Raw genomic sequence first — 24,505 nt, 5'->3', positions numbered from 1 at the left:
CGCATGAGTAGCGTTGCACTAGCCATTCTTGTTCTCGCCATTCTGGCACTGATTTTTGGTGTCATTCTTGGCTTCGCAGCCGTCCGCTTCAAAGTGGAGGGTGACCCGATTGTTGATCAAATTGACGCCCTGTTACCACAAACTCAATGTGGCCAATGTGGTCACCCTGGCTGCCGCCCTTACGCTGAGGGTATCGCAGCAGGTGAAGCGATCAATAAGTGTCCACCTGGTGGGCAGACCACCATTGACCAATTGGCCGAGTTGCTTAACGTTGATTCTATTCCTCTGGACTCAGAGCACGGGGTCGAGGATGTTCGCAAGGTCGCTTACATTCGTGAAGATGAGTGCATTGGCTGTACTAAGTGTATACAAGCCTGCCCAGTCGATGCCATTTTAGGTGCAGCAAAACTGATGCACACCGTGATTGTCGATGAGTGTACCGGTTGTGATCTCTGTGTTGAGCCCTGCCCTGTCGACTGTATTGATATGTTGCCAGTGGCGACGACAACACTGAACTGGAAGTGGCCAGAACCACCTCAAACCAATAATCTGATTGCGACGGATAGACAGCCTCGCTTTGAGGAGAATCCATCGTGAAGGTATTCAGTTTTCACGGCGGCATTCACCCGCCAGAAAATAAGAAGCAGTCTACTCGCGCTTCAGTGCGGACCATGCCCATTCCTAAAAGCTTGGTCATTCCAACTCAGCAACACCTTGGCCTAGCCGCTGACCCTGTTGTCTCTGTTGGAGATAAAGTACTTAAAGGACAAATCATCGCTGAACCCGTAGGTCGTATTAGTGCGTCGTTGCATGCACCAACCTCCGGCACCGTTACCGCGATCGAAGCACAACCCGTGCCGCACGCGTCGGGTCTAACCGCTGAATGTATTGTGATTGAATCAGATGGCCTAGATCAGTGGATTGAACATCAGGCAATTGATTATAAGGGCATAGAGCGTTCTGCACTGGTTAACCAGATTCGCCAAATGGGTATTGCAGGTATGGGTGGTGCAGGCTTCCCAACCGATGTGAAATTGAACTTGGGTTCAGATCACATTGTCACCACCTTGATTATCAATGCGGCTGAGTGTGAGCCCTACATTACTGCTGACGATATGCTGATGCGTGAGCACGCCTCTGAAATATTAGAAGGTATTAAAATCATTCAGCATCTGTTGGAGCCAACTCATACCCTAATTGGTATAGAGGATAACAAGCCCAACGCGATTCGCGCCCTCAATGAGGCGCTCGCTGAAACTGATATCGATGTGGATCTCGTCGTGGTTCCGACCAAATACCCTTCCGGTGGTGAACGCCAATTGATTCAGCTTTTAACCGGTGTAGAAGTACCGAGTGGCAAAATACCGGCTGACATTGGCATTGTGGTGCAAAACGTTGGGACGGCTCAGGCGCTGCATCGCGCGATCAATCACGGGGAGCCATTAATACAACGTATTGTGACGGTAACCGGTGAGGCAGTTGAGCACCCTGGGAACTTCTGGACACTGATCGGAACACCTTTTTCAGAACTGCTTTCGGCGGCTGATCTAAAACCGGGCGCCATGCATCGTCTGGTGATGGGCGGTCCAATGATGGGGGTTGCCGCAGAAACCGATTCAATTCCGGTCATCAAAACAACCAACTGTCTGATCGCGGCGACCGATAGCGAGATGCCCGAAGCGCCTGCGGCACAGCCCTGTATCCGATGTGGAATGTGTGAACAGGCCTGCCCTGCACAACTGCTTCCGCAGCAGCTCTACTGGTTTGCAAAAGGCAAAGAGTTTGAGAAGGCGAAAAACCATAACCTGTTTGACTGTATAGAGTGCGGAGCTTGCGCCTACGTCTGCCCTAGCAGCATTCCTCTGGTGCAATTCTACCGTTTTGCCAAATCTGAGATCCGTGCAGAGGAACTTGAACAACGCAAAGCTGACCATGCTCGTGAGCGATTCGAAGCGAGACAAGCTCGCCTAGAACGCGAGGCAATCGAGAAAGCGGAACGACGTAAAGCACGCGCGGCTGAAGCGGCTAAAGCTCAAGCAGAACGTAAGAAACAGTCCAGCAGTGAAACTGCGCAAGATGACACAGCGGCACTGAAAACAGCTGCGGCCGTTGCCAGAACCAAATTGAAGAAAGCCGAAATCGCCCTCAAAAATGCCCAAGATAAAGGTCTGGATGGCGTTGAAACTCTGCAAGCGACTGTCGATAAACTTAAACAGGCAGCGACTGAGGCTGAACAGGCCCTTCAGAACAGCTCTACAACGGAAGCAGTCCAATCAACGCCAACTAAGAGCGAACCGAAAGAGACTAAACCGGATCTAAAAGCGCTGAAGCAGCAAGTTTCGATCATGCGCACCAAGTTGAAGAAGGCAGAAGCCGCCGAAGAGAGAGACGAAAGCGAAATCGAAGCGTTGAAGTCTCGCCTAGAAGAGGCAAGCAAAGCCCATACTGATGCTGACAATGCTCTGATTGAACTGGCCCAGAGCGCAGGAATTGATCTTAAACAGCTGCGCATTGATGTTGCCATGGCGAAGGTTGCCATAACCAAGATTGAACGTGCGATCAGCAAGAGTGATGACGAGACAGAGCAAGAAGCTCTGAAAACCGATCTTGAGTCAGCCAAAAGTCATTTCGCTCAACTTGAATCACAACTTAAACCGTACGAGTAGGATTAACAGATGTCACTGATACGGATGAGTTCACCCCACGTTACCCGCAGCAATACCAGCTCTGGTGTCATGCAGCTAGTCATTCTGGCGATGATTCCAGGCATACTCGCGCTGACCCTCTTCTTCGGTTGGGGTACTTTGATTCAGGTTGCGATCTGCCTAGCCTCAGGGCTCGCGTTTGAAGCGCTTGCTCTGAAGATGCGCGGACTGCCCATTTCACGCTACCTAGGTGATTATTCCGCCACGGTAACGGCACTTCTATTAGCAGTCTCTATACCGCCCTCAGCACCGCTCTGGATCGGTATTGTTGGGATGTTTGTTGCGATTCTATTTGCTAAACAGGTTTATGGCGGCATTGGTAATAATCCCTTTAATCCAGCAATGGTCGCCTACGCCCTACTGCTGGTCTCATTCCCGGTTCAGATGACCAGTTGGAACCTTCCCTACGTATTAAGTGGCAGTGAGGGTTGGTCCATTCCAGCTATATCGGAGTCACTGTCACTGATCTTTGCCGGATCATCACAGATGATGGATGCCTACACCGGGGCGACCCCTTTGGATATTCTGCGCAACCGTGATGGTTTTACGACAGAAGAGATGTGGCGCAGCAATCAAACCTTGATTGAGGGTGCCGCAGCCTATCACGCCCTTTCGGCCGCATGGTTTATGGGTGGCATCTACCTGATCTACAAAAAGGTATTCACTTGGCATACCCCTGTCAGCATTCTTGTCACCCTAGGCTTGGTGAGTGCCATCGCTTATGGTGTCGATCCCAGTAATTTTGTTGACCCGTTTAATCACCTAACACTGGGTGCCACTATGTTAGCGGCGTTTTTTATCGCTACGGATCCGGTTTCATCCGCTACCAGTAACCGCGGTCGAATCGTTTTTGGTATGGGTATCGGATTGTTAATTTTCATTATTCGAACCTGGGGTAACTATCCTGATGCGGTTGCTTTCTCGGTTCTTCTAATGAATCTAGCGGCGCCAATGATCGACCACTACACCCAACCGCGTAGTTACGGCCATAAACGTGCACGTCTTGGACCCAAAGGAGAGTGAGTATGGAGATCAATGAGAACCCTACCACCACTCAATCCATCTCTAAGAGCGCGGTTGGTATTGGTCTATTTGCCGTTTTGTCGGCTGCTGTGATCGCCATTACCCAAGTGACGACGGTCGATCGTATTGATGCCAACGTTCGTGAAGCTGAATCGAAGGCACTCTATGAGATCTTCCCTGCGAGCATTGATGAACAGCTGTATGACCATCGCATTGAACTGGATGCAGGACAGCTGAACGTCGAGACTGGGACCACTGGTTACCAAGCGATACAAAACGATCAGGTAGTGGGGGTTATTTTACCGGTCACCTCCTCTCAGGGTTACTCTGGCGACATTGATCTGATTGTCGGAATCAATGCGGACAGCTCCATTGCTGGTGTGCGAGTCATCTCCCACAAAGAGACCCCAGGGCTTGGCGATAAAATCGATAGAGCTAAATCAGATTGGATAGAAAGCTTCAGAGGGACTCGTCGACAGGGTCAAGATGATTCAAACTGGGCCGTGAAAAAAGATGGCGGTCAATTTGATCAATTTACCGGTGCAACGATCACACCTAGGGCTGTCGTCAAAGCAACCAGCGTTGCGTTAGACTACTTTGAGACCCACAAGAATCTGTTATTGTCACCCGCGAATCGTGAGAAGAGCTATGCAGAGTGAAACACAGACACTGATTAAGAATGGGTTATGGACTAACAACCCAGCCCTGGTTCAACTACTTGGACTCTGTCCACTACTCGCCGTCACCAACTCGGTGGTTAACGCGCTAGGACTTGGATTGGCGACACTGGTCGTTCTGACCGGCAGCAACTTGACGGTATCACTGTTCCGCAAGCTAACACCTGAAACGGTTCGTCTACCCATTTTCGTGATGATTATTGCCGCCTTTGTCACCGCCATCGAATTACTGATGCAGGCCTTCACTTATGAACTCTATACCATTTTGGGTATTTTCATTCCGCTCATCGTCACCAACTGCGTGATTATGGGTCGCGCCGATGCCTTTGCCTCTCGAAATGCGATCAAAGAGTCGTTTATTGACGGCTTCTTTATGTCGATTGGCTTTATGCTGGTCTTGGTCATTCTCGGCGCGATGCGTGAGCTACTGGGCACCGGTGCTCTGTTTGCCAACATGGATCTTCTATTCGGAGAGATGGCAACGAACTGGCATATTACACTGGCAGATGACTACCCTAACTTCCTATTTGCCATTCTACCGCCGGGCGCATTCCTCGGTTTAGGCCTTTTGATCGCACTGAAAAACCTGATTGATCAGCGAATCAAAGAGCGACAACCAATCCCTGAGCCAACCGAAGCTCCCGTAAGTACGGGTTCGAAACGGGTCCGCGTAACAGGCTAAGCGATGAACAAACTAAAACGCATCGAGATCTTCGAGCGACTAAAAGCGGACAATCCACATCCAACAACCGAACTAGAGTACAGTTCGCCGTTTGAGCTGCTGGCAGCCGTGCTTCTATCGGCTCAGGCTACTGACGTTGGAGTGAACAAAGCGACTCGCAAGCTATTCCCTATCGCCAACACACCGCAGGCGATCATTGATTTGGGCATTGAAGGGCTTAAAGAGAAAATTAAGACCATCGGCCTATTCAATACCAAGGCTGAGAATCTGATGAAGACCTGCCATATGCTGGTCGATCTTCATAACTCAGTGGTTCCAGACAACCGAGAAGATCTTGAAGCGCTCCCAGGCGTTGGACGCAAGACCGCCAATGTCATTCTAAATACCGCCTTTGGCCAACCCACCATGGCAGTTGATACCCATATATTCCGTGTCTCCAACCGGACCGGGATCGCCCCAGGTAAAAATGTATTAGAGGTCGAGAAGCGACTGCTGCGCCTTGTGCCAAAGGAGTATTTAATCGATGCCCACCATTGGTTGATACTGCATGGCCGCTATGTCTGCGTCGCTAGAAAGCCTCGATGTGGCGCCTGTAACATTGAAGATTTGTGTGAATTCAAAAAGAAAACAGACTACTAGGATCCATTATGAGCAACGATGACAACAAGCCCTACCAAGGTGAAACCAACCAGACCAAAAATGGCTTTTTAACACTGATGTCTCGTTTAGTAATTGATGAAAAGTTGCCGGTTCGTTTTATGTATAAAACCGTCCCTGAGCATCTAAATGATACCGGATGGCGACTATTCACTGGGTATGAAGATGATGAGTTTCTAGCCAACGAACAGGTGAATATGATTCCCATGCCCACAGAGAAAGTCGTGAAAATAGACCCCTCCTTAGAGCCCCTGCTTGAGTACAACGCTGGCACTGTCTGGGAGCGTGCACCTGAATCCGAAGGCTGGGAGCGTGTCTACGACTATAAGATTCCAAGTGCTAACGTCGATGTCGAGATCACCAATGATGTGGATCAGTTCGGTAACGAAACAACCCACTGATTAATCTCTATTAATCGCGACCCTTTTTACCCTACTCCCTTGGGTCGCGATTCAGTTAAATTCCGCTCTTGAATTTTCTAGTTACTATCCCCAAATAATCTATGTAGGCAGTGACCATGAGGTACTGCACTTCCTAACCACGCCGATTGGGTGGTTTAACTTTGAACTACATATTGCTTAATTTGAGGATATGACCATGCGTAATTTTGACCTAACACCCCTATACCGTTCAGCAATTGGCTTCGATCGCCTAGCCAACATGATTGATACCGCTAACCGAAGCGAACAATCAGCTTACCCTCCGTACAATATCGAAGCGACCGGAGAGAACTCTTACCGCATTACTATGGCTGTAGCCGGCTTTACTCGCGAAGAGATTGAGATTACCAGCGAGAGCGGCAACCTAGTGATTCGTGGTAACAAAGCGGAAGATCAAGTAGAGCGTACCTACCTCTACCAAGGCATCGCAGCCCGTAACTTTGAGCGCAGATTCCAACTAGCCGATCACGTCCGCGTTGAAAATGCGTCGATGGAAAATGGACTGCTTCACGTTGAATTGATCCGTGAAATTCCAGAAGCGATGAAAGCACGTCGGATTGAGATTAGCTAAGAATAGACTTAAAAAAACGCGGCATTTGCCGCGTTTTTTAACCGTGACTGGCCTTCAGCCTGTCATCGACCCTTGCCGCTTCTTCCAGAAGATAGAGCAAAATCTACCAGCGGATGACAGGCTGAAAGCCAGTCACCGTCACGAGATGTAGGAGCGAATTAGCGCGAAGCGATAAACCGCGATCTGTTATGAAAGCCAAAACTGATTACTGGAGTCGGCTTTTAAGAACATCCCCAATCTTCACAGCATCCCGCTCTGTTCTTAGCTCTTGGAATAGCTCTTTGGCTTGCGGATAGTGCCAGCCCAGCATATTGCACCACTGTTTAATACGACCATGCACATGACGCTCTTCAATTAACGAGAAGATATCATCATAAAACTCAAGGATATTCGGCTTTAGCAGCTGCCAACACTCATCCAAATCGGTCGGGTAGCTTCTATCTTTAATCTGAAGCGGTAGCAGTGGGTTAGCGACCCAGCCTCGCCCAATCATGACATCCTCACACCCACTGACCTCTCGGCATCGGTCATAGTCTTCGACGTTCCAGACTTCGCCATTGGCAATCACCGGGATCGAGACCGCATTTCGAATCTTGGCGATCCACTCCCAGTGTGCCGGCGGTTTGTACCCTTCTACCTTTGTGCGGGCATGCACAGTAAGATAGCTCGCACCAGCCGCTTCGATCGCCTGCGCATTATCGATTGCCAATGATTTGTCTTCATACCCTAGGCGCATTTTAGCGCTGACTTCGATATGGCTAGGAACCGCATCACGCACCGCTTTAACGGCATCATGAACGACCTCGGGCTCCTTAAGGAGAATCGATCCACCCCTACTCTTATTAACGGTTTTGGCGGGGCAGCCGAAGTTCATATCAATAGCAGGCGCGCCCAACTCAAGTGCAGTTAAAGCATTTTTAGCCAGGGATTCAGGATCAGAACCCAATAACTGAACAACCAGAGGGGTATCGCCGTAACCGCAATAATCCTGTTTCAGCTCTGGGATCAGTTTATGAAAGACTTTAGGGGGAAGCAGCGTGTCGTTAACGCGCACAAACTCGGAGACCATCTGATCGGCGCCGCCCACTCGAGCGATGAGGCGACGCATGCTGTAATCAACAACGCCCTCCATCGGCGCAACAATCAGACGCATAAAAGTCGATTTTAAATGGCGTCTAAGCCACGCTGTAGATCGCGCTTGAGATCGTCAACGTTCTCTAGGCCTACAGAGAGACGAATCAAGCTATCTTGAATACCCGCTTCTGCACGAGCTTCAGCTGACATACGTCCGTGAGTCGTCGTTGCAGGGTGAGTGATTGTGCTCTTAACATCGCCTAGATTACCGGTAATCGAGATGACTTCGGTTGCGTCGATAAACGACCAAGCCGCCTCTTGCTGGCTCAGGGTATCGCTCGCAACTTCAAATCCAAGTACCGCACCAAATCCTGATTGCTGACGAGCAGCCAGTTCATGTTGTGGATGCGAAGCGAGACCTGAATAGTAGACTCTCGCTACTTTAGGCTGGGCCTCTAGCCACTGTGCAATCTCTAGTGCAGCCTCGCTGTGCGCTCTCATTCGCAGTGGAAGTGTCTCTAAGCCTTTTTGGAAAACCCATGCGTTGAATGGACTCAGACAAGAGCCCGCTGTTCGGATAAACCCGAACACCTCTTCCATATCAGCGTCTGAACCAACCACAACGCCACCGACAACACGCCCCTGTCCATCAAGGTGTTTAGTAGCCGAGTGCATGACAATATCCGCGCCGAGCGACAGTGGCTTTTGCAAAGCGGGTGTTAGAAAACAGTTATCCACCACCAACTTAGCGCCCGCTGCATGTGCCACGTCAGCAACGGCCTGTATGTCCGTCACCTCGGCTAAAGGATTACTAGGCGTCTCTAAGAAGAACATACGGGTTGTAGGGCGCACGGCCGCTTGCCATGCGGTTAAATCTTTAGGGTCAACAAAGGTCGTTTCGATCCCCGCTCGACTCACGTACTTTTCAAATAGTGATACGGTTGAACCAAACACAGAGCGAGAACAGACCACATGATCGCCATGTTTCATTAATGACAAACAGAGACTCATAATGCCCGCCATCCCTGAACTGGTCGCGATGGCGCGCTCCCCACCCTCTAGCGCCGCAATACGACGCTCAAAGGCTTGAACCGTTGGATTGGTAAAACGTGAGTAGACATTGCCTTCGATGTTGCCGGCAAAGGTATCAGCAGCCTCTTTTGCTGAGCTGTAGACAAAACTAGAGGTTGGGAAGATTGCGTCGGAGTGTTCACCCTCTTCACTACGCCACTGACCCGCTCTAACTGCGAGCGTCTCTACCGCGTAGTGATCATCACTGAACTGAATCCTTTCAGGTCGTTCGAACTGCTTACTTCCCATGCTTCATCCTTAAAAAGCTTTATGTAGGTTGGTAGACTCGTTTCCTTCGGTCTGTTCATCATCAGCACTCGCCTTAGCACCGTCGTTGCGCTTAGCATCGATGTTATCAAGGTAACTGCTGGTCACTGTTCCAGTGACATACTCGCCATTGAAGACACAGGTATCGAACTGAGTAATCGCAGGGTTAAGATCTGTGACACAGGCTTTTAGATCATCAAGATCTTGGTAGAGCATCCAATCACAACCGATCTCTTTACCCACCTCTTCCGCAGTACGACCATGTGCAATCAACTCACTGGCACTGGGCATGTCGATACCGAATACGTTGGGGTAACGAACTTCAGGGGCTGCTGAGGCAAAGTAGACTTTACGCGCACCTGCATCACGTGCCATTTCAACAATCTGAGCGGACGTAGTACCACGTACAATAGAGTCATCAACCAGCATAACCACTTTGTCTTTAAACTCAGATTGAATCGGGTTCAGTTTTTGACGAACCGACTTCTTACGCTGAGTCTGCCCAGGCATGATGAAGGTACGGCCGATGTAACGGTTTTTGATAAAGCCTTCGCGGTAGGTCACTTTCAGGCTTTTCGCCATCTCAAGTGCCGCTGTACGGCTGGTATCAGGGATTGGAATGATGACGTCGATATCGTGCTCTGGGAACTCACGGCGCACCTTATCCGCCAATTTCACACCCATCGCCATGCGCGCGTTGTGAACCGGTGTCTCATCAATGATCGAGTCTGGACGAGCTAGGTAGACGTACTCAAACAGACAAGGAGCAAGCACGGGTGTTTCAACACACTGCTTGGTAAAGATCTCACCCTCTTGAGTAATGAAGATCGCTTCACCAGGCGCCACATCACGCACCATCTCGAAGCCGGCAGTATCCAACGCAACACTCTCTGAGGCCACCATGTATTCAACGCCTGCTTCGGTTTCACGCTTACCGTAAACCAGTGGGCGTATGCCAAAAGGATCACGAAAAGCGGCCAGACCCAGACCGGTGATGATCGCAACAACGGCATAACCACCCTGACAACGCTTATGGACCGTTTCCACGACGTTGAAGATATCTTCAGAGGTTGGGTGTAACTTGCCCAACAACTGCAGCTCATGGGCAAAAACGTTCAGTAACACTTCTGAATCAGAGGTGGTATTGATGTGGCGAAGATCAGAACGGAACACCTCATCAGCCAACTGCTCAGAGTTGGTTAGGTTACCGTTGTGTGCCAACGCAATACCGTAAGGTGAGTTGACATAGAATGGCTGAGCTTCTGCTGAGCTTGAGCTACCGGCTGTTGGGTAGCGCACGTGGCCAATACCCATCTCGCCATTCAGTTTTTTCATGTGTCGTGTACGGAAGACTTCGTTGACTAAGCCATTATCCTTACGCAGATAAAAGCGGTTACCTTCACAAGTAACCATACCCGCAGCATCTTGGCCACGGTGTTGTAGGACTGTTAACGCATCAAAAATTGTCTGGTTAACATAGGTTTTGGCTACGATGCCAACTATTCCACACATCCGATCTACCTATATCGAACTAATTCACGGCACTGGCGCTGGCTGGATCACTGCTGAGTGTCCAGATTACACCACCTATCTCTTTTGCAGTCTCTTTGGTCCACTCCTCCATCAAAACGAAGTGAGGAATGAGCTGAGAATCTTTCCACCATTGATCCTCAACGGCTGGGGTTAGCCCCAACAGAGCAACAATGACAACAACAACCAGACCGCCACGAACGGCACCAAAGCCCATTCCAAGGATACGATCGGTTGCAGACAAACCGGTTGCACTGATCAATGCGGTAATCAATTTACCGACAAGGGCACCCACGATCAGTGTTAATACAAATAGAGCGGCAAAGGCTGCCAACATACGGAGGGATGGGGTCTCGATGTAATCAACCAAATAGGTACTCAGACTGGTTGAAAACAGACGCGCCACTATAAAAGCACTGACCCAAGTGACAAGTGATAGAGCTTCTCGCACGAATCCACGCTTGAGGCTTAATAGACTGGACACGGCAACGATGCCGATAATTAGCCAATCAGTCCAGATCATCTTCTCTATCCAAAGTTAAAAACAGCTGCATTTTATCAGAGTGGATCGGTTTACCCAATGAACTCTTGATCTATTTATCATCGCTTACTGAGTTGTAAAGCGCACAATCATACCATCCAATGAGTACTGCTCTTTGATCGACTCTTTTAGCGACTCTAAACGGGTACGTTGCATTTCTGGGCCGATGTAGACACGAACTAGGTCGTTGGCACGACGGATATAGACCTTGTATCCCGCTTTTGTCAGATCAGCGCGAAGAGACTTAGCATTTCGCTCATCTTTGAAACTTGCTAACTGTAAAGACCAGGCCGCCGGAATTCCGTTCTCATCCAAAGCTGGCATATCTTCTGCCGGCGAGACCTCTTCAGGAGCACGTTGCTTCATCTTTTCGACCACCTCTACAGGGGGTGCTTTTATCACAACGGGCTGAGCCACTGGCGCTGGCTCGTTAATCACCTCGGGTTCGTTGATTGTATCATCCAAAACAACCGCTGGAGCCGCTTCCATAACGGGCGGCAAGGTCGGTGCAGGAGGAATACGATCCACAATTTTACGCTCTTTATAGCCTGCGGCATCGAAGATCAGCGGAGCGATAGAGAGTGAGATTACCAAGAGCGCTCCCAACCCTAACAATCGACGGCGAATACTTGCCTGAATTAATGCGTCTTGAGCCAACTCAGGGCCTCCGTAACGGTTAGAAAAGAGCCGCAGATCAGAACCTGCTCACTCTCTGAAGTAGAGTTTGATAATTGATCAAGCGCCTCGGATACAGACGCGAAACATTGATGAGGGTTGTTTGCCCCAACCAGATTCACAAGCTCTTCAGCTTGACTGGCGCGCGGTCCTTGTAGTGAAACCAAGTACCACTCATCGGTGATCGGCCTCAGTGCCTCAATCACACCCTGTCGATCTTTATCATTAAGCATACCCAGCACTAGGGTTCGCTTCGACGGCTTTGGCTGTTGCTGCAATCGATCCGCTAAGTACTCAGCCGCTTGCGGATTGTGTGCCACATCGAGCAGACACTCGGTTACACCGATTGTTTCACTCTGCATGCGACCGGTGAGATGTACACTCTCTAATCCACTAGCGATCGACTCAATGGAAACCTCAGGAGCAATCAGCGTCAATACTTGCAGGACAGTCGCAGCATTAATCAGTGGCAAAGGAGGCACTTGCAGATCAAAGTAAGCGATATGCTCACCCTTCAGATCGACACCCGACCAGTTCCAGACCTTCTGAGCGTCATCTAATCGATAATCTTGGTTAAATTGGTAGAGCGGAGCATTCAGTTCAGCCGAGTGTTGAACAATCGATCGAGCTGCCGGTGACATCGCACAGACCGCTGGTTTATTAGGTCGAAAAATACCCGCTTTTTCGCGCGCGATGGACTCGATGTCGTCGCCCAACCAATCAATATGGTCCAACGCAATGGAGGTAATCACAGCGATGTCAGCATCGACAATGTTAACGGCATCCAATCGCCCGCCGAGCCCAACTTCTAAAATCACATAATCAAGAGCCAGGTCTGAAAAGATGATCAGCGCAGCCAGTGTGCCGTACTCAAAGTAGGTTAAAGAGATCTCTTCTCGAGCTTGATCTATCCGACAAAATGCATCAACAATGACTTCATCAGATGAATCTAATCCGTTGATCTTTATCCGTTCATTGTAGTTTAAAAAATGAGGGGAGCTGTAGACACCGGTGGTAAAATCCGAGGCGCGAAGAATAGAATCCAACATCGCGCAGGTAGAACCCTTACCGTTGGTACCCGCTACAGTGATGACTTTACTGCGAGAAAAATCCAGATTCAGGCGACCGGCCACTTCAGCAACACGATCTAAACCCAAATCAATCTCAGACGGATGAGCGGCCTCAATGACTTCGAGCCACTCTTCCAAACTGTTAGTTGAGCTCAATTTGCTCATAACCCAATCGTCTTCTGAGCGCTTAGTCGGCGAGTTGTTGAGCAGGCTGGCCCTGCATTTGACGAAGCATTTTAGCAAGACGGCTACGCATCTCACCGCGCTCAATAATCATATCAACTTGCCCGTGCTCTAAAAGGAACTCACTGCGCTGGAACCCTTCAGGAAGTTTTTCACGAACGGTCTGCTCGATAACACGTGGACCTGCAAAGCCAACCAGTGCACGAGGCTCAGCAACATTCAAATCACCCAACATCGCTAGGCTGGCAGAGACACCGCCGTAGACAGGGTCAGTTAACACAGAGATGAAAGGAATACCTTTAGTACGCATCTCTTCAAGTACTGCCGATGTACGAGCCATTTGGAAAAGCGAGAATAGCGCTTCTTGCATACGAGCACCGCCTGAAGCAGAGAAGCAGACCAGAGGAATACCCTCAGCCAAAGAGACTTCAGCAGCACGAACAAAGCGCTCACCTACAACAGTACCCATTGAACCACCCATGAAGCGGAACTCGAAAGCGACCGCAGCAACTGGGTTGCCCTCTAAGGTACCCTTCATAGCAACCAATGCGTCTTTCTCGCCGGTATCGCGCTGAGCAGCCGTTAGACGATCTTTGTATTTTTTAGAGTCTTTGAACTTAAGACGATCGATTGGCTCAATATCAGCTGCAATCTCTGTAGTTGACCCTTCATCAAGGAAGTAGTTCAAACGCTGACGGGCGCCAATACGTAGGTGGTGATCACATTTAGGGCAGACGTGTAAGGTCTTATCTAACTCTGGCTTGTACAGCACACTTTCACACTTTGGACACTTCTCCCAAAGCCCTTCTGGAATGCTGTTACGTTTTTTCTCATCATTACGTGCCAGTGACGGTACGATCTTTTCCAACCAGTTACTCATGGTACTCCCTAAATGATCGACTTAAGCGTCGATCGCTTGACGCATTTCTTTAACTATACCTGCAACTGCAGCAGGAATCTTCTCTGGCGTGTTTGCCAGTTCTGCAATTTGATTAACCAGCACGGAACCGACAATGGCACCATCGGATACTTTAGAGACGGCTGCAGCAGACTGACCATCACGGATACCGAAGCCTACACAGATCGGCAGATCTGTATCCTGGCGCATATCGCTGATGTAGGCCCCTACTTCATCTACATTCAATGCTTTTGATCCAGTCACACCTTTAACGGATACATAGTAGAGATAACCACTGCCCTGCTCACAGATCGCCTTACGACGTTTTGGAGAGGTTGTCGGTGCAATGAGGAAGATGATATCAAGTGACTCAGCCTTCATTGCCGCCATTAGGCCAGCAGACTCAACCGGTGGCATATCGACCACTAGCACACCATCGACACCTGCCGCTTTAGCGTTTTTAGAAAAGGTTTCGTAGCCCATCACTTCGATAGGGTTAAGGTAGCCCATTAGAACCACCGGTGTTGTCTGATCCTGTTCACGGAACTGAGCAACCATTGCCAATACATCGGTCAAACTGGTGCCGTGCTCAAGGGCACGCTCACAGGCTAACTGAATCACGGGGCCATCGGCCATTGGATCCGAGAAAGGCACACCCAACTCAATGACATCCGCTCCCGCTTCAACTAGTGCATGCATTAGAGGCACGGTAACGCTTGGGTTTGAATCACCACCGGTTACATAAGGGACAATCGCTTTACGTCCCTCTGCCTTCATGGCAGCAAAGCAGGCTTCAATACGACTCATTTAACTCTCCAATTACATCTCAATGCCGTCGATGCCTGCGACGGTATGTATATCTTTATCACCACGACCCGATAGGTTTACAACAATCACTTGATCTGGACTCATCTCTTTTGCCATCTTCATGGCGTAAGCAACCGCGTGAGAGGATTCAAGTGCTGGCATGATACCTTCAACCTGCGTCAACGTACGGAATGCATCGAGTGCCTCGTCATCATTGATCGCAACGTACTCTGCACGGTTAATATCTTTCAAGTAGCTGTGCTCAGGACCTACACCTGGGTAATCAAGACCGGCCGAGACAGAGTGTGTACCGATAATCTGGCCGTTATCATCTTCCATCAGGTAGGTACGCATTCCATGCAGTACGCCTGGACGACCATCACTTAGCGGTGCTGCGTGTTCACCCGTTTCAAGACCGTGACCACCCGCTTCAACACCGATCATACGAACCGACTCATCTTCAATGAATGGGTGGAACATACCGATGGCGTTCGAGCCACCGCCCACACAAGCCACAACAGCATCCGGTAGACGACCAATCTGATTCATACACTGCTGTTTTGTTTCACGCCCGATGACGCACTGAAAATCACGCACAAGCATTGGATAGGGGTGCGGACCTGCAGCAGTTCCAATGATGTAGAAGGTATTATCGACATTGGTTACCCAATCACGCATCGCTTCGTTCATCGCATCTTTAAGCGTTTTAGTGCCCGAAGTAACTGGAATCACTTCAGCACCCAACAGCTTCATGCGGTAGACGTTTAGCGCTTGTCGGCGAACATCCTCTTCACCCATGTAGACCTTACACTCAAGACCCAGACGAGCAGCAACCGTTGCCGAGGCAACACCGTGCTGACCAGCACCTGTCTCAGCGATAACACGCGGCTTACCCATAAACTTAGCCAGAAGTGCCTGACCAATGGTGTTGTTCACCTTGTGTGCACCGGTATGGTTAAGATCTTCACGTTTCAAGTAGATTTTAGCACCGCCCACTTTTTCTGTGAGGCGCTCAGCAAAATAGAGTGGCGAGGGACGACCCACGTAGTGAGCGAGGTCTTTATCAAACTCCTCTTGGAAGTTTGGGTCGTTAGAGAGTTTTTTGTAAACTTCTTCAAGCTCTTCCAGAGCACCCATTAACGTTTCAGAGACAAATCGACCACCGAATTGGCCAAAGTGTCCATTCTCATCGGGTAGCTGCACCTGTGTATTATCTGTTGTTGGCACGGTAAACCTCGTTCATAAAATCTGTCATTTTATTTGAATCTTTAATCCCTTTAGATGCCTCAACACCCCCACTCACATCAACAGCGTAGGGAGACACCTGAGCGATGGCTTCAGCAACATTCTCTGCCGACAAGCCACCCGCCAAAATAATCTTGGTTGCCAGTTCAGTTGGTATTCTGGACCAGTCGAACATTTCACCAGTACCCCCAGGTATCCCAGGGGTATAAGCATCCAAAAGAATCCCTTGTGAGGATGCGTACGTCTCAAACTGAGCCGTTAGATCTAACTCCGGCTTCATGCGAAGCGCTTTGATGTAAGGTCGAGAGAATCTGGAACAAAACTCAGCACTCTCATCACCGTGAAACTGCAATAGATCAACACCTGCTGTGGCGATAACCTGATTAACGACCTCAGCAGATTCATTCACAAACAGAGCCACACTGGTAACGAACGCAGGCAGCTTGGAAATAATTTCAGCAGCCTGTTCTGGAGTAACAGCTCGCGGACTTTTAGCGTAAAAAACAAAGCCAAGCGCATCACACCCAGCATCAACGGCCGATAGCGCGTCATCTATATTGGTGATACCACAAATTTTTACACGAGTTCGCACAATAGAGGCTCTAAATTAGGTCGTTAAAGACAACTGAGTTGATCACTCAATTTATCGGTTGGAAAGTCTACCAAAACAGAGAGAGTTAGTCAGTCTAATGGCCCAAGAAATATGGCCCTGTACCACCCTTCGGCAGTGCAAACTCTTCAGGGTATTCAACATCACAAAAATAGAGTCCCCAAGGCGGAGCGGTCACCCCACCTTTGCGACGATCTTTGGCCTCTAGCACCTCAGCCGCCCACTCTACCTCAGCCTCTCCAGAACCAATTTTCATTAACACACCGGCAATATTTCGAACCATATGGTGTAAAAAAGCATTGGCTTGAATATCGATCACAATGATCTCACCGCTTTTATAAACCTGCAGATCATGCACCGTACGAACGGGACTGTTCGCCTGACAGGCAACCGCTCGATAAGAGCTGAAATCATGCTCACCGATCAGACAACGACTTGCCGATTGCATTCGCCCAACATCAAGACTCTTGTGAGTCCAAGTAACCCCTCTAGAGAGAATCGCCGGTTTAACAGGTGCCGAGTAGATCAGATAGCGGTAGCGTCTTGCTTGAGCAGAAAAACGGGCGTGAAATTGATCCGACACCGGTTTTGCCCAAAGCACCGCAATGTCATCAGGGAGGTGTCGATTCGTACCCATCACCCAGGCACGATCGATTCGCTGATTGGGTGTATCAAAGTGAACAACTTGATAACAGCCATTCACCCCGGTATCGGTGCGGCCAGCACAGACCAGATGCACATCGTGATTCGCAATCTTTGCTAACGCCTGCTGCAGACGTTCCTGAACCGTGACAACCCCTTCATCTGCCTGAATCTGCCAGCCATGATAGTTTGCACCAGCGTACTCAATCCCAAGGGCGTAACGAAAAAGGGCGACTTCCGTCGCCCCTTTGATGTTTTCAATATCGCTCATTAACTAAGCTTTATCCAATTGATCCAAGAGGTTTGCGACCTCCTGCTGCTGAGCAGAAGAGCCTTTGTCTTTCATACTGACAAGGATATCACGAGCAGCCTCATAATCATCCATTTCAATGTAAGCTCTTGCTAGATCTAATCGGGTTTCGTTTTCATCTGCACCACTGTAGAAGTGGGTATCAAAATCTTCTGACTCTGCGGTGTCATTAATCTCTTCTACCACCTCTAGATCGCCATCAACTTCATCGAAAATCTTTTCGATCTCCCCGTCCAGCGCCCCAGAATCACTCTCTTCTACGACAAATTCCCAATGATCGTCAGACTGTCCGTCAGCTTCAACATCTTGATCCACCTCGATATCAAATGCCTCATCGGGAACGCTGGCATCGCCCATCATTGCCTCTAGAGCGACCAGGTCCTCATCAATGGAGTCAGTGTGCGCTGGTTCATCCGTTGAGTCTGCTTGCGGCATATCAACGCCCGGAATTTGGCTCTCTTGTGGTTCTTCGTCAGATTCTGAATCAAACGGCTCGATAACAAAATCGAGGTCTTGCAGCTCTGCACTCTCCTCTTCTACAGGCTCCACAATCGATTCAACCGAATCGGCATCTGCCAGTGAGGCTTCTAGCTCAGAGTCAAGAAACTCCTCTAAATCATCATCTTCCGGCTGCGACTCATCGGCTTCGTTAACCATCGCCTCTTGCTCTTCAGGTGATGACATAGCTGCATTAGCTCTGGAGAGGAAATCATCAGCGTCAGAACTTGTTTCTGTTTCTGTTTCCAGTTCATTATCATCAATGACCTCAGGCTGAGGTTCAACTGAAGCGAGATCACCTGTATTTGATGATTCATCAACGGATTCATTTGGCGGTGACTCTTCAGCAACCTCATCGCTGATCGCTTCCATCTCAGCTTGGGCCGCCTGCTCACTGGCACGAGCTCGAAGCACCTCATCGATCATCGACTGAATCTCAGCTTCAGCCTTAGCGATACTCTCTGAATCAGAATCAGGCTTTGGATCGATGACTGGCTCAATCGACGTTTCCAAAGCGGGTTCAACAGCTGATGGCTCAACGACAGCCATAGTTGGGGTCGACGATGCTGAAGGTACTAGAGGCGCTTCAGAGATAACCTCATCCTCTTTTGCCGCACTGCTCGCGGGTTCACGATAAGGCGCAGGCTTTCTTGAAGATCGTATTAACAACAGCAGCAACAATAGAAAGGCTACAGCACTGCCACCAACGATTTCAGGATTCATTCGAACATAGTCGATCACAGCAGCGACTGGGTCCTCATTACGCTGTTGAGCTAGCTGCATCTGCTGTTCCAACTGCTGTTGCAGTTGCGCAACCTGTTGATCTTTTAGCTCAATTAGACGCTGCATGGTCTGTAGCTGCTCAGCTATAGAGTCCAATTTTGCAGAGAGATCAGCATTGTCACGTTCAACTTTCTCGACACTCTCCTGAGTTACAAGCAGCTGATTTTCCAAGTCTCGATTGAGTGCTTGAAGCTCCTGTTCGCGAGGCGTTGATTCAACGGGCGTAGCAACAGAATCTTGATCTAAAGAGAGAGAAGCTCCCTCCTCTTCAGTTTCAACCACAGAGTTAGAGGGTTCGCTATCAGCTCGGACCTCTACTGAATCTGATACCGTCTGACTAGCCTCAGCTTCTGAACTGCTGGTTGATAGAGGTTGATCTTGTGTCTCGTCAACAGAGACCAACTTCAATTTAGCCTCTGATGGATTAACCACTTCAGAGGTTTGAGCCGAGGGAGCTTCACTCTCTGGTTTAGCAACTGGAGTAACGTCCGCTTTCTCAATAGCTGCAGAAGCGGAGGAACGTCTGCCATTTTTCCAATCTTCATACTGCTTGCGAACTTCGATAGCCGCTTGCCTAACTGATAGCTCATTCGCTTGCGCACTATTGGGCAGCGTGACGACCGTACCGGCTTTAAGAACATTGATATTGTTGGTCGGAAAGCTACTAGGGTTTAGACGCTGAATCGCCAGCATCATCTGGTTGACCGAGACGGATTCATCAGGAAGATTACTTTGAGCCAATGCAAACAGGGTATCATTTACATCGACATAAACCTGATTCGCTGATGAGGTCTCAGTTCTCAGTGTGGTTTGGACAGTTTGCGCCGGGTTCGCTTTTAAAACCTTTTCCGGTTCAGCCTTAAGACCCTCTTTCTGAAGTGAGTCAGTTACTGGAGTGGACGGCACGGATATGGGTGTCGGTTGAGCTGCAGCCTCTACAAACAGAGGAGGATCCAACAACAGGGTGTACTCTCGAACAAGACGACCATTGGGCCAATTCACTTCCATCAAGAAGCTGATAAAGGGCTCACGAACAGGGGTGTCCGAACTAATGACGACTTTAGCACCACCCTGGGCATTGAGCTCAACGTCAAAATCAACCGAACTCAACACGCCAGATCGGCTTAAGCCAGCCAGACTGAAGGCGTCATCATCAGCCAATTTAGGACGAATATCGGATGCTTTTAAATCACGAACTTGTAGCAGTTGAATTTCAGCCTGAAGCGGCTCGTTCAATGCAGATTTTACATTGAGTTCACCTAGGCCTAGGGCATTAGCCTGACTGGCTAACAATGCGGATGAAACGGCAATACTGAGTGCTAAACGACGCACAATAACTTCACTCCACTCTATTAATCCGAAAGGATTAATCTCTCTCTATTGAATGAAGTATTGTTGCTACCCGGTAATGGGTCAAGTTTACCGGGCAGATTTTTTAAATTAGTGCTTAGTTACCAATGTAGCAAGCAGCTCTAAAAGTGCTGAGGCACGGCCGAAACGGTTCTCATCAAACATCAGGGTAGCTTGAATCGTCTGGTCCACACGTGCATCGACACGCAGGCGCGATACCAAACACTCAGTCTGCCCAATCATCGATTGAGTAGAGGCGTTGGGGCTGTGACTGAAACGCAACGCATTATCTCGATCAATGAGCGCTACTAGATCAGAGACCGATTGGTCCGCTTGTGTCTCAACCATCAGCATTGCAGAGGTACCGTGGAACATCGGCACTTGAACGGTTGATACCGTTACTTCGGCATCGTCAAACAGTGCATCAGCACCCTCAGCAATACGACGCTCTAACCCTGATTCACCTTGTTCGTCCAATACAAACGGCTGAGCCAATGCATTAAAGGCTAGGGTTGCATCTAAAAACTGCTCTGTCGCTTCACGACCATTAAGCAGTGCGGCTGTTTCACGTGCTAAAGCCTCAGCGCCTTTGCGATCATGAACACTGGCAGGCAAAGTCGCGGCAATGTGCATACGAAGAGGCTCAACTTTAGCGCTAATCGCCTGGCAGAACTTGTAGACTGCTACTAGCACAGGCTCAGCGAGCTGATACCACTCGCCAGACTCCAGACGGTCACGACCCGCGACGGCCAACTGAGACGATTCAGCAGACAGGTTAGAGTAGAGATCGATCAATGTAGCACCCAAGGAAGCGCGCTCCAAAAGATCTGCACTCGCCTCAGGTTGAGCCAGAATAACCACAGACGCTTCAGCAAACGGAGCTTGATCAACGGGACGCACCAGTGTGGAGTGCCCGTTAATCATCAATGAACGACCCGCTTCGCTCTCGTCATCCCATAAAGAGAGCTCAATTTCGCTCGCTAGAGGGTGATCTTCGAAGAGTTCAAAAAACTGGTCGGCTACTAGAGATGAGACACCAACAAAAAATAGTTTCATAGCTTTTCCAAAAAGATCGGCCCGCAAATGAGCGGGCCGTTAATTGATTCGTTACGCTTATTGAGCCAGAAGTATACGAAGCATTCGGCGAAGAGGCTCTGCAGCACCCCAAAGCAACTGATCACCCACACTGAATGCGTTTAGGTACTGTTTGCCCATCTTCATTTTACGAAGACGACCCACAGGGATACTCAATGTACCGGTCACTTTGGTTGGTGATAGCTCTTCCATAGTGATCTGACGATCATTAGGCACCACTTTCACCCAGTCGTTCGCCTCAGCAACCATCTGCTCGATCTCATCCATTGGAAGATCTTTATTCAGTTTGATTGTAAATGCCTGGCTGTGACAGCGCATTGCACCGATACGAACACAGGTACCATCGATAGCAATCGGGTTAGAGTTACGGCCAAGAATCTTGTTTGTTTCAACATAGCCCTTCCACTCTTCCTTAGACTGACCATCGGCAACAGGTACATCGATCCAAGGGATCAACGAGCCCGCAAGCGGCACACCAAAGTTATCAACGGCTAGATCGTTACGCATGGTGCTAACAACCTGACGATCAATATCAAGAATTGCCGATGCAGGGTCATTCAGAAGCGCTTCTGAACCATCGCGAATCTGCCCCATTTGAGTGATCAACTCACGCATATTGCGTGCGCCAGCACCTGATGCAGCCTGATAAGTCATTGAAGAGACCCACTCAACGTGACCCGCTTTAAATAGACCACCTAGACCCATCAACATGAGAGAGACAGTACAGTTACCGCCAACGTAAGTTTTGATCCCTTTCGCTAGACCCTTCTCAATTACATCGCTATTGACTGGATCCAGAACAATGATCGCTTCATCATCCATTCGCAGAGCAGAAGCAGCGTCAATCCAGTAGCCATTCCAGCCAGCAGCACGAAGCTTAGGGTAAACCTCTTTCGTGTAGTCGCCACCTTGGCAGGTAATAATCGCGTCCATCTCTTTTAGCGCATCAATATCAGATGCATCTTTAAGTGGAGCAATCTCTTTACCAATGTCTGGACCAGCAGCACCTACCTGAGAAGTGGTGAAAAATACCGGTTCAACGATCTGATCGAAGTCACGCTCTTCCTGCATACGCTGCATAAGAACGGAACCCACCATACCGCGCCAGCCAACAAAACCTACACGATTCATATTTACCCTCAAAAAACTTTTTCGCTATTCAATAGCTCTATCAAAAAAGGCCGGATCTAACCGGCCTTCTCGGTTAACGTTTGATTATGCGCTTAGCGCAGCAATCACCGCGTCACCCATTTCAGTTGTCGAAACCTTCGTCATGCCTTCAGAGAAGATATCGGCAGTACGCAGGTTTTGATCCAAAACCTTACTTACCGCGGCTTCGATTCGATCCGCAGTTTCGCCCTTATCAAGCGAGTAGCGCAACATCATAGCGGCAGACAGGATGGTTGCCAATGGATTTGCAATGTTTTGACCCGCAATATCCGGAGCAGAACCGTGACAAGGTTCAAACATACCCTGACCCTTCACGTTCATAGACGATGAAGGCAGCATACCGATGGAACCCGTCAGCATTGCAGCAGCATCTGAAAGGATGTCGCCAAACATGTTACCTGTTACCACCACATCGAACTGCTTAGGTGCACGTACTAGCTGCATTGCAGCGTTATCTACGTACATGTGGCTTAGTTCAACTTCAGGGTACTCAGCGCTCAACTCTTCCATCACTTCACGCCAAAGCACCGTCACTTCTAGTACGTTTGCTTTGTCGACAGAGCAGAGTTTCTTACCACGTGCCATTGCCGCTTCAAAAGCGACACGACCGATACGCTTGATCTCATCTTCGTTGTATACGTAAGTGTTGTAACCTTCACGTAGGCCATCTTCAGTGGTGCGAATGCCGCGTGGCTGACCGAAGTAGATACCACCCGTTAGTTCACGAACGATAAGAATATCTAGATCTGAAACCACTTCTGGCTTCAAAGTAGACGCGTGAGCTAACTGTGGGTAAAGAATCGCTGGGCGCAGGTTACCGAACAATCCAAGCTGAGTACGAAGACCTAGAAGCCCCTTCTCTGGGCGAATCTGAAAATCAGGGTTTGTATCCCACTTAGGACCACCCACAGCACCCAAAAGGATGCCTTTGGAGTCATGCGCCTTAGCTAGGGTCTCTTCTGGAAGAGGTACACCTGTCGCATCGATCGCAGCACCACCAACGTGTGCTTCATCAAATTCAAGACCAAGGTTATCTTGATCGTTAACCAGTTCAAGCACACGACGCGCCTGAGCAACAATCTCAGGACCAATGCCATCACCTGGCAAAATCAAAACTTTGTTTTCGTTCATTTTTCTATTCCTTATTTACCGTGTCTGGCTTTCAGCCTGACACGACTCTCTCAGCGTCTTCCAGACTACCGAGCGTAAATTAATAGCGGATGACAGGCTAAAGCCAGTCACCATCAATAGCCGCGAACAAATCAATTATTTAATCGCGTCGAACAACCAAGGCGCTTCGGCACGGCGTTTCGCTTCGTACGCACGGATATCATCAGCATGCTCAAGCGTTAAGCCGATATCATCCAAACCGTTTAGCAGACAGTGCTTGCGGAAGTCATCAACTTCGAAGCTATACTCTTTGCCGTCTGGGCTAACCACTTTCTGATTTTCAAGATCAACCGTTAGGCTCATACCGGGTGCTGCAGCAACGGCTTGGAAAAGCTCTTCCACTTCATCCTCTGTAAGAATGATCGGTAATAGACCATTCTTGAAACAGTTATTGAAGAAGATATCGGCATAGCTTGGTGCAATCACTGCACGGAAACCGTAGTCATCTAATGCCCAAGGAGCGTGCTCGCGGCTAGAACCACAACCAAAGTTGTTGCGTGCTAACAGAATGCTAGAACCAGCGTACTCTGGTTTGTTTAGAACAAAGTCTGGGTTGATAGGACGTCCAGAACAGTCTTGATCTGGCTGACCTTCATCAAGGTAACGAAGTTCATCAAATAGATTAGGACCAAAGCCAGAGCGCTTAATCGATTTAAGGAACTGCTTTGGAATGATCATATCGGTATCAACGTTGACGCGATCAAGCGGAGCAACAACACCGGTGTGAGTCGTAAACTTTTTCATATCTCTATCTCCGCCCT

Annotated in this window: 24 protein-coding genes; 8 read left to right on the top strand and 16 right to left on the bottom strand. The window is 49.2% G+C overall.

What is annotated here, in order from left to right; all coding sequences use genetic code 11:
• Positions 1–3: 3 nt before the first annotated feature.
• The 8 genes from rsxB (at position 4) to XMM383_RS01560 (ending at position 6,755) form a co-directional block, all read left to right on the top strand.
• Entirely contained in the window at positions 4–597 is a 594-nt protein-coding gene (gene rsxB / locus XMM383_RS01595; protein ID WP_173480852.1) for an electron transport complex subunit RsxB, read from the top strand.
• Positions 594–2,666, top strand: a complete 2,073-nt coding sequence (rsxC, locus tag XMM383_RS01590) for an electron transport complex subunit RsxC (RefSeq protein WP_371744225.1) — start codon at positions 594–596, stop codon at positions 2,664–2,666. The genes rsxB and rsxC overlap by 4 nt, the downstream gene beginning before the upstream one ends.
• 9 nt (positions 2,667–2,675) lie before the next feature.
• Entirely contained in the window at positions 2,676–3,728 is a 1,053-nt protein-coding gene (locus XMM383_RS01585; protein ID WP_173482436.1) for an RnfABCDGE type electron transport complex subunit D, read from the top strand.
• A 2-nt stretch (positions 3,729–3,730) separates the two neighbouring features.
• Entirely contained in the window at positions 3,731–4,387 is a 657-nt protein-coding gene (gene rsxG / locus XMM383_RS01580; protein WP_173480850.1) for an electron transport complex subunit RsxG, read from the top strand.
• A complete protein-coding gene (locus XMM383_RS01575) occupies positions 4,377–5,087 on the top strand; it encodes an electron transport complex subunit E (protein ID WP_173480849.1) in 711 nt (236 codons plus the stop codon). Before rsxG ends, XMM383_RS01575 begins: the two co-directional genes overlap by 11 nt.
• A 3-nt stretch (positions 5,088–5,090) precedes the next feature.
• A complete protein-coding gene (nth, locus tag XMM383_RS01570; protein ID WP_173480848.1) occupies positions 5,091–5,726 on the top strand; it encodes an endonuclease III in 636 nt (211 codons plus the stop codon).
• A gap of 8 nt (positions 5,727–5,734) precedes the next feature.
• Positions 5,735–6,145, top strand: a complete 411-nt coding sequence (locus XMM383_RS01565) for a DUF2185 domain-containing protein (protein WP_173480847.1) — start codon at positions 5,735–5,737, stop codon at positions 6,143–6,145.
• A gap of 196 nt (positions 6,146–6,341) precedes the next feature.
• A complete protein-coding gene (locus XMM383_RS01560) occupies positions 6,342–6,755 on the top strand; it encodes an Hsp20 family protein (RefSeq protein ID WP_173480846.1) in 414 nt (137 codons plus the stop codon).
• A 205-nt stretch (positions 6,756–6,960) separates the two neighbouring features.
• On the opposite strand, the gene XMM383_RS01555 is transcribed toward XMM383_RS01560, so the two are convergent.
• The 16 genes from XMM383_RS01555 to leuD all read right to left on the bottom strand — a co-directional run bounded on the left by XMM383_RS01555 (position 6,961) and on the right by leuD (position 24,488).
• A complete protein-coding gene (locus XMM383_RS01555; protein WP_173494413.1) occupies positions 6,961–7,908 on the bottom strand; it encodes a tRNA-dihydrouridine synthase in 948 nt (315 codons plus the stop codon).
• A gap of 11 nt (positions 7,909–7,919) precedes the next feature.
• On the bottom strand, positions 7,920–9,149 hold the full coding sequence (locus XMM383_RS01550) for an O-succinylhomoserine sulfhydrylase (protein WP_173480844.1): 1,230 nt from the start codon (positions 9,147–9,149) through the stop codon (positions 7,920–7,922).
• Between the two features lie 9 nt (positions 9,150–9,158).
• Complete coding sequence (purF, locus tag XMM383_RS01545) at positions 9,159–10,679, bottom strand: amidophosphoribosyltransferase (protein WP_173480843.1); 1,521 nt, start codon at positions 10,677–10,679, stop codon at positions 9,159–9,161.
• A gap of 19 nt (positions 10,680–10,698) precedes the next feature.
• Positions 10,699–11,220 (bottom strand): CvpA family protein, encoded by a 522-nt coding sequence (locus XMM383_RS01540; protein ID WP_173480842.1) that lies wholly within the window; start codon positions 11,218–11,220, stop codon positions 10,699–10,701.
• An 84-nt stretch (positions 11,221–11,304) separates the two neighbouring features.
• Complete coding sequence (locus XMM383_RS01535; protein ID WP_217362025.1) at positions 11,305–11,895, bottom strand: SPOR domain-containing protein; 591 nt, start codon at positions 11,893–11,895, stop codon at positions 11,305–11,307.
• Positions 11,877–13,148, bottom strand: coding sequence for a bifunctional tetrahydrofolate synthase/dihydrofolate synthase (gene folC / locus XMM383_RS01530; RefSeq protein WP_173480841.1), 1,272 nt, complete (start codon positions 13,146–13,148; stop codon positions 11,877–11,879). The genes XMM383_RS01535 and folC overlap by 19 nt, the downstream gene beginning before the upstream one ends.
• Before the next feature lie 22 nt (positions 13,149–13,170).
• Positions 13,171–14,046 carry an acetyl-CoA carboxylase, carboxyltransferase subunit beta gene (gene accD, locus XMM383_RS01525; protein ID WP_173494412.1) on the bottom strand — a complete coding sequence of 292 codons (876 nt, stop codon included), beginning with the start codon at positions 14,044–14,046 and terminating at the stop codon, positions 13,171–13,173.
• Between the two features lie 21 nt (positions 14,047–14,067).
• A complete protein-coding gene (trpA, locus tag XMM383_RS01520) occupies positions 14,068–14,871 on the bottom strand; it encodes a tryptophan synthase subunit alpha (protein WP_173482432.1) in 804 nt (267 codons plus the stop codon).
• Between the two features lie 12 nt (positions 14,872–14,883).
• Positions 14,884–16,098 (bottom strand): tryptophan synthase subunit beta, encoded by a 1,215-nt coding sequence (trpB, locus tag XMM383_RS01515; protein WP_173494411.1) that lies wholly within the window; start codon positions 16,096–16,098, stop codon positions 14,884–14,886.
• Positions 16,082–16,708, bottom strand: coding sequence for a phosphoribosylanthranilate isomerase (locus XMM383_RS01510; RefSeq protein WP_371731704.1), 627 nt, complete (start codon positions 16,706–16,708; stop codon positions 16,082–16,084). Before XMM383_RS01510 ends, trpB begins: the two co-directional genes overlap by 17 nt.
• Positions 16,709–16,802: 94 nt before the next feature.
• The gene (gene truA / locus XMM383_RS01505; protein ID WP_173480837.1) at positions 16,803–17,639 is read right to left on the bottom strand and encodes a tRNA pseudouridine(38-40) synthase TruA; all 837 of its coding nucleotides are present in this window, start codon (positions 17,637–17,639) and stop codon (positions 16,803–16,805) included.
• 3 nt (positions 17,640–17,642) lie between these two features.
• Entirely contained in the window at positions 17,643–20,291 is a 2,649-nt protein-coding gene (locus tag XMM383_RS01500; protein ID WP_173482430.1) for a FimV/HubP family polar landmark protein, read from the bottom strand.
• A 108-nt stretch (positions 20,292–20,399) separates the two neighbouring features.
• Positions 20,400–21,365, bottom strand: coding sequence for an Asd/ArgC dimerization domain-containing protein (locus XMM383_RS01495; RefSeq protein ID WP_173494410.1), 966 nt, complete (start codon positions 21,363–21,365; stop codon positions 20,400–20,402).
• Positions 21,366–21,422: 57 nt separating this feature from the next.
• A complete protein-coding gene (gene asd, locus XMM383_RS01490) occupies positions 21,423–22,535 on the bottom strand; it encodes an aspartate-semialdehyde dehydrogenase (RefSeq protein ID WP_173482429.1) in 1,113 nt (370 codons plus the stop codon).
• Positions 22,536–22,619: 84 nt separating this feature from the next.
• Positions 22,620–23,705: a 3-isopropylmalate dehydrogenase gene (leuB, locus tag XMM383_RS01485; RefSeq protein ID WP_173480833.1), complete on the bottom strand. Its 1,086-nt coding sequence runs from the start codon at positions 23,703–23,705 to the stop codon at positions 22,620–22,622.
• A 135-nt stretch (positions 23,706–23,840) separates the two neighbouring features.
• A complete protein-coding gene (leuD, locus tag XMM383_RS01480) occupies positions 23,841–24,488 on the bottom strand; it encodes a 3-isopropylmalate dehydratase small subunit (protein ID WP_173482428.1) in 648 nt (215 codons plus the stop codon).
• Positions 24,489–24,505: the final 17 nt, after the last annotated feature.

The sequence above is a fragment of the Marinobacterium sp. xm-m-383 genome (assembly GCF_013283255.1).
Lineage (GTDB): Bacteria > Pseudomonadota > Gammaproteobacteria > Pseudomonadales > Balneatricaceae > Marinobacterium_E.
This window is presented reverse-complemented; position numbering and strand designations above follow the sequence as displayed.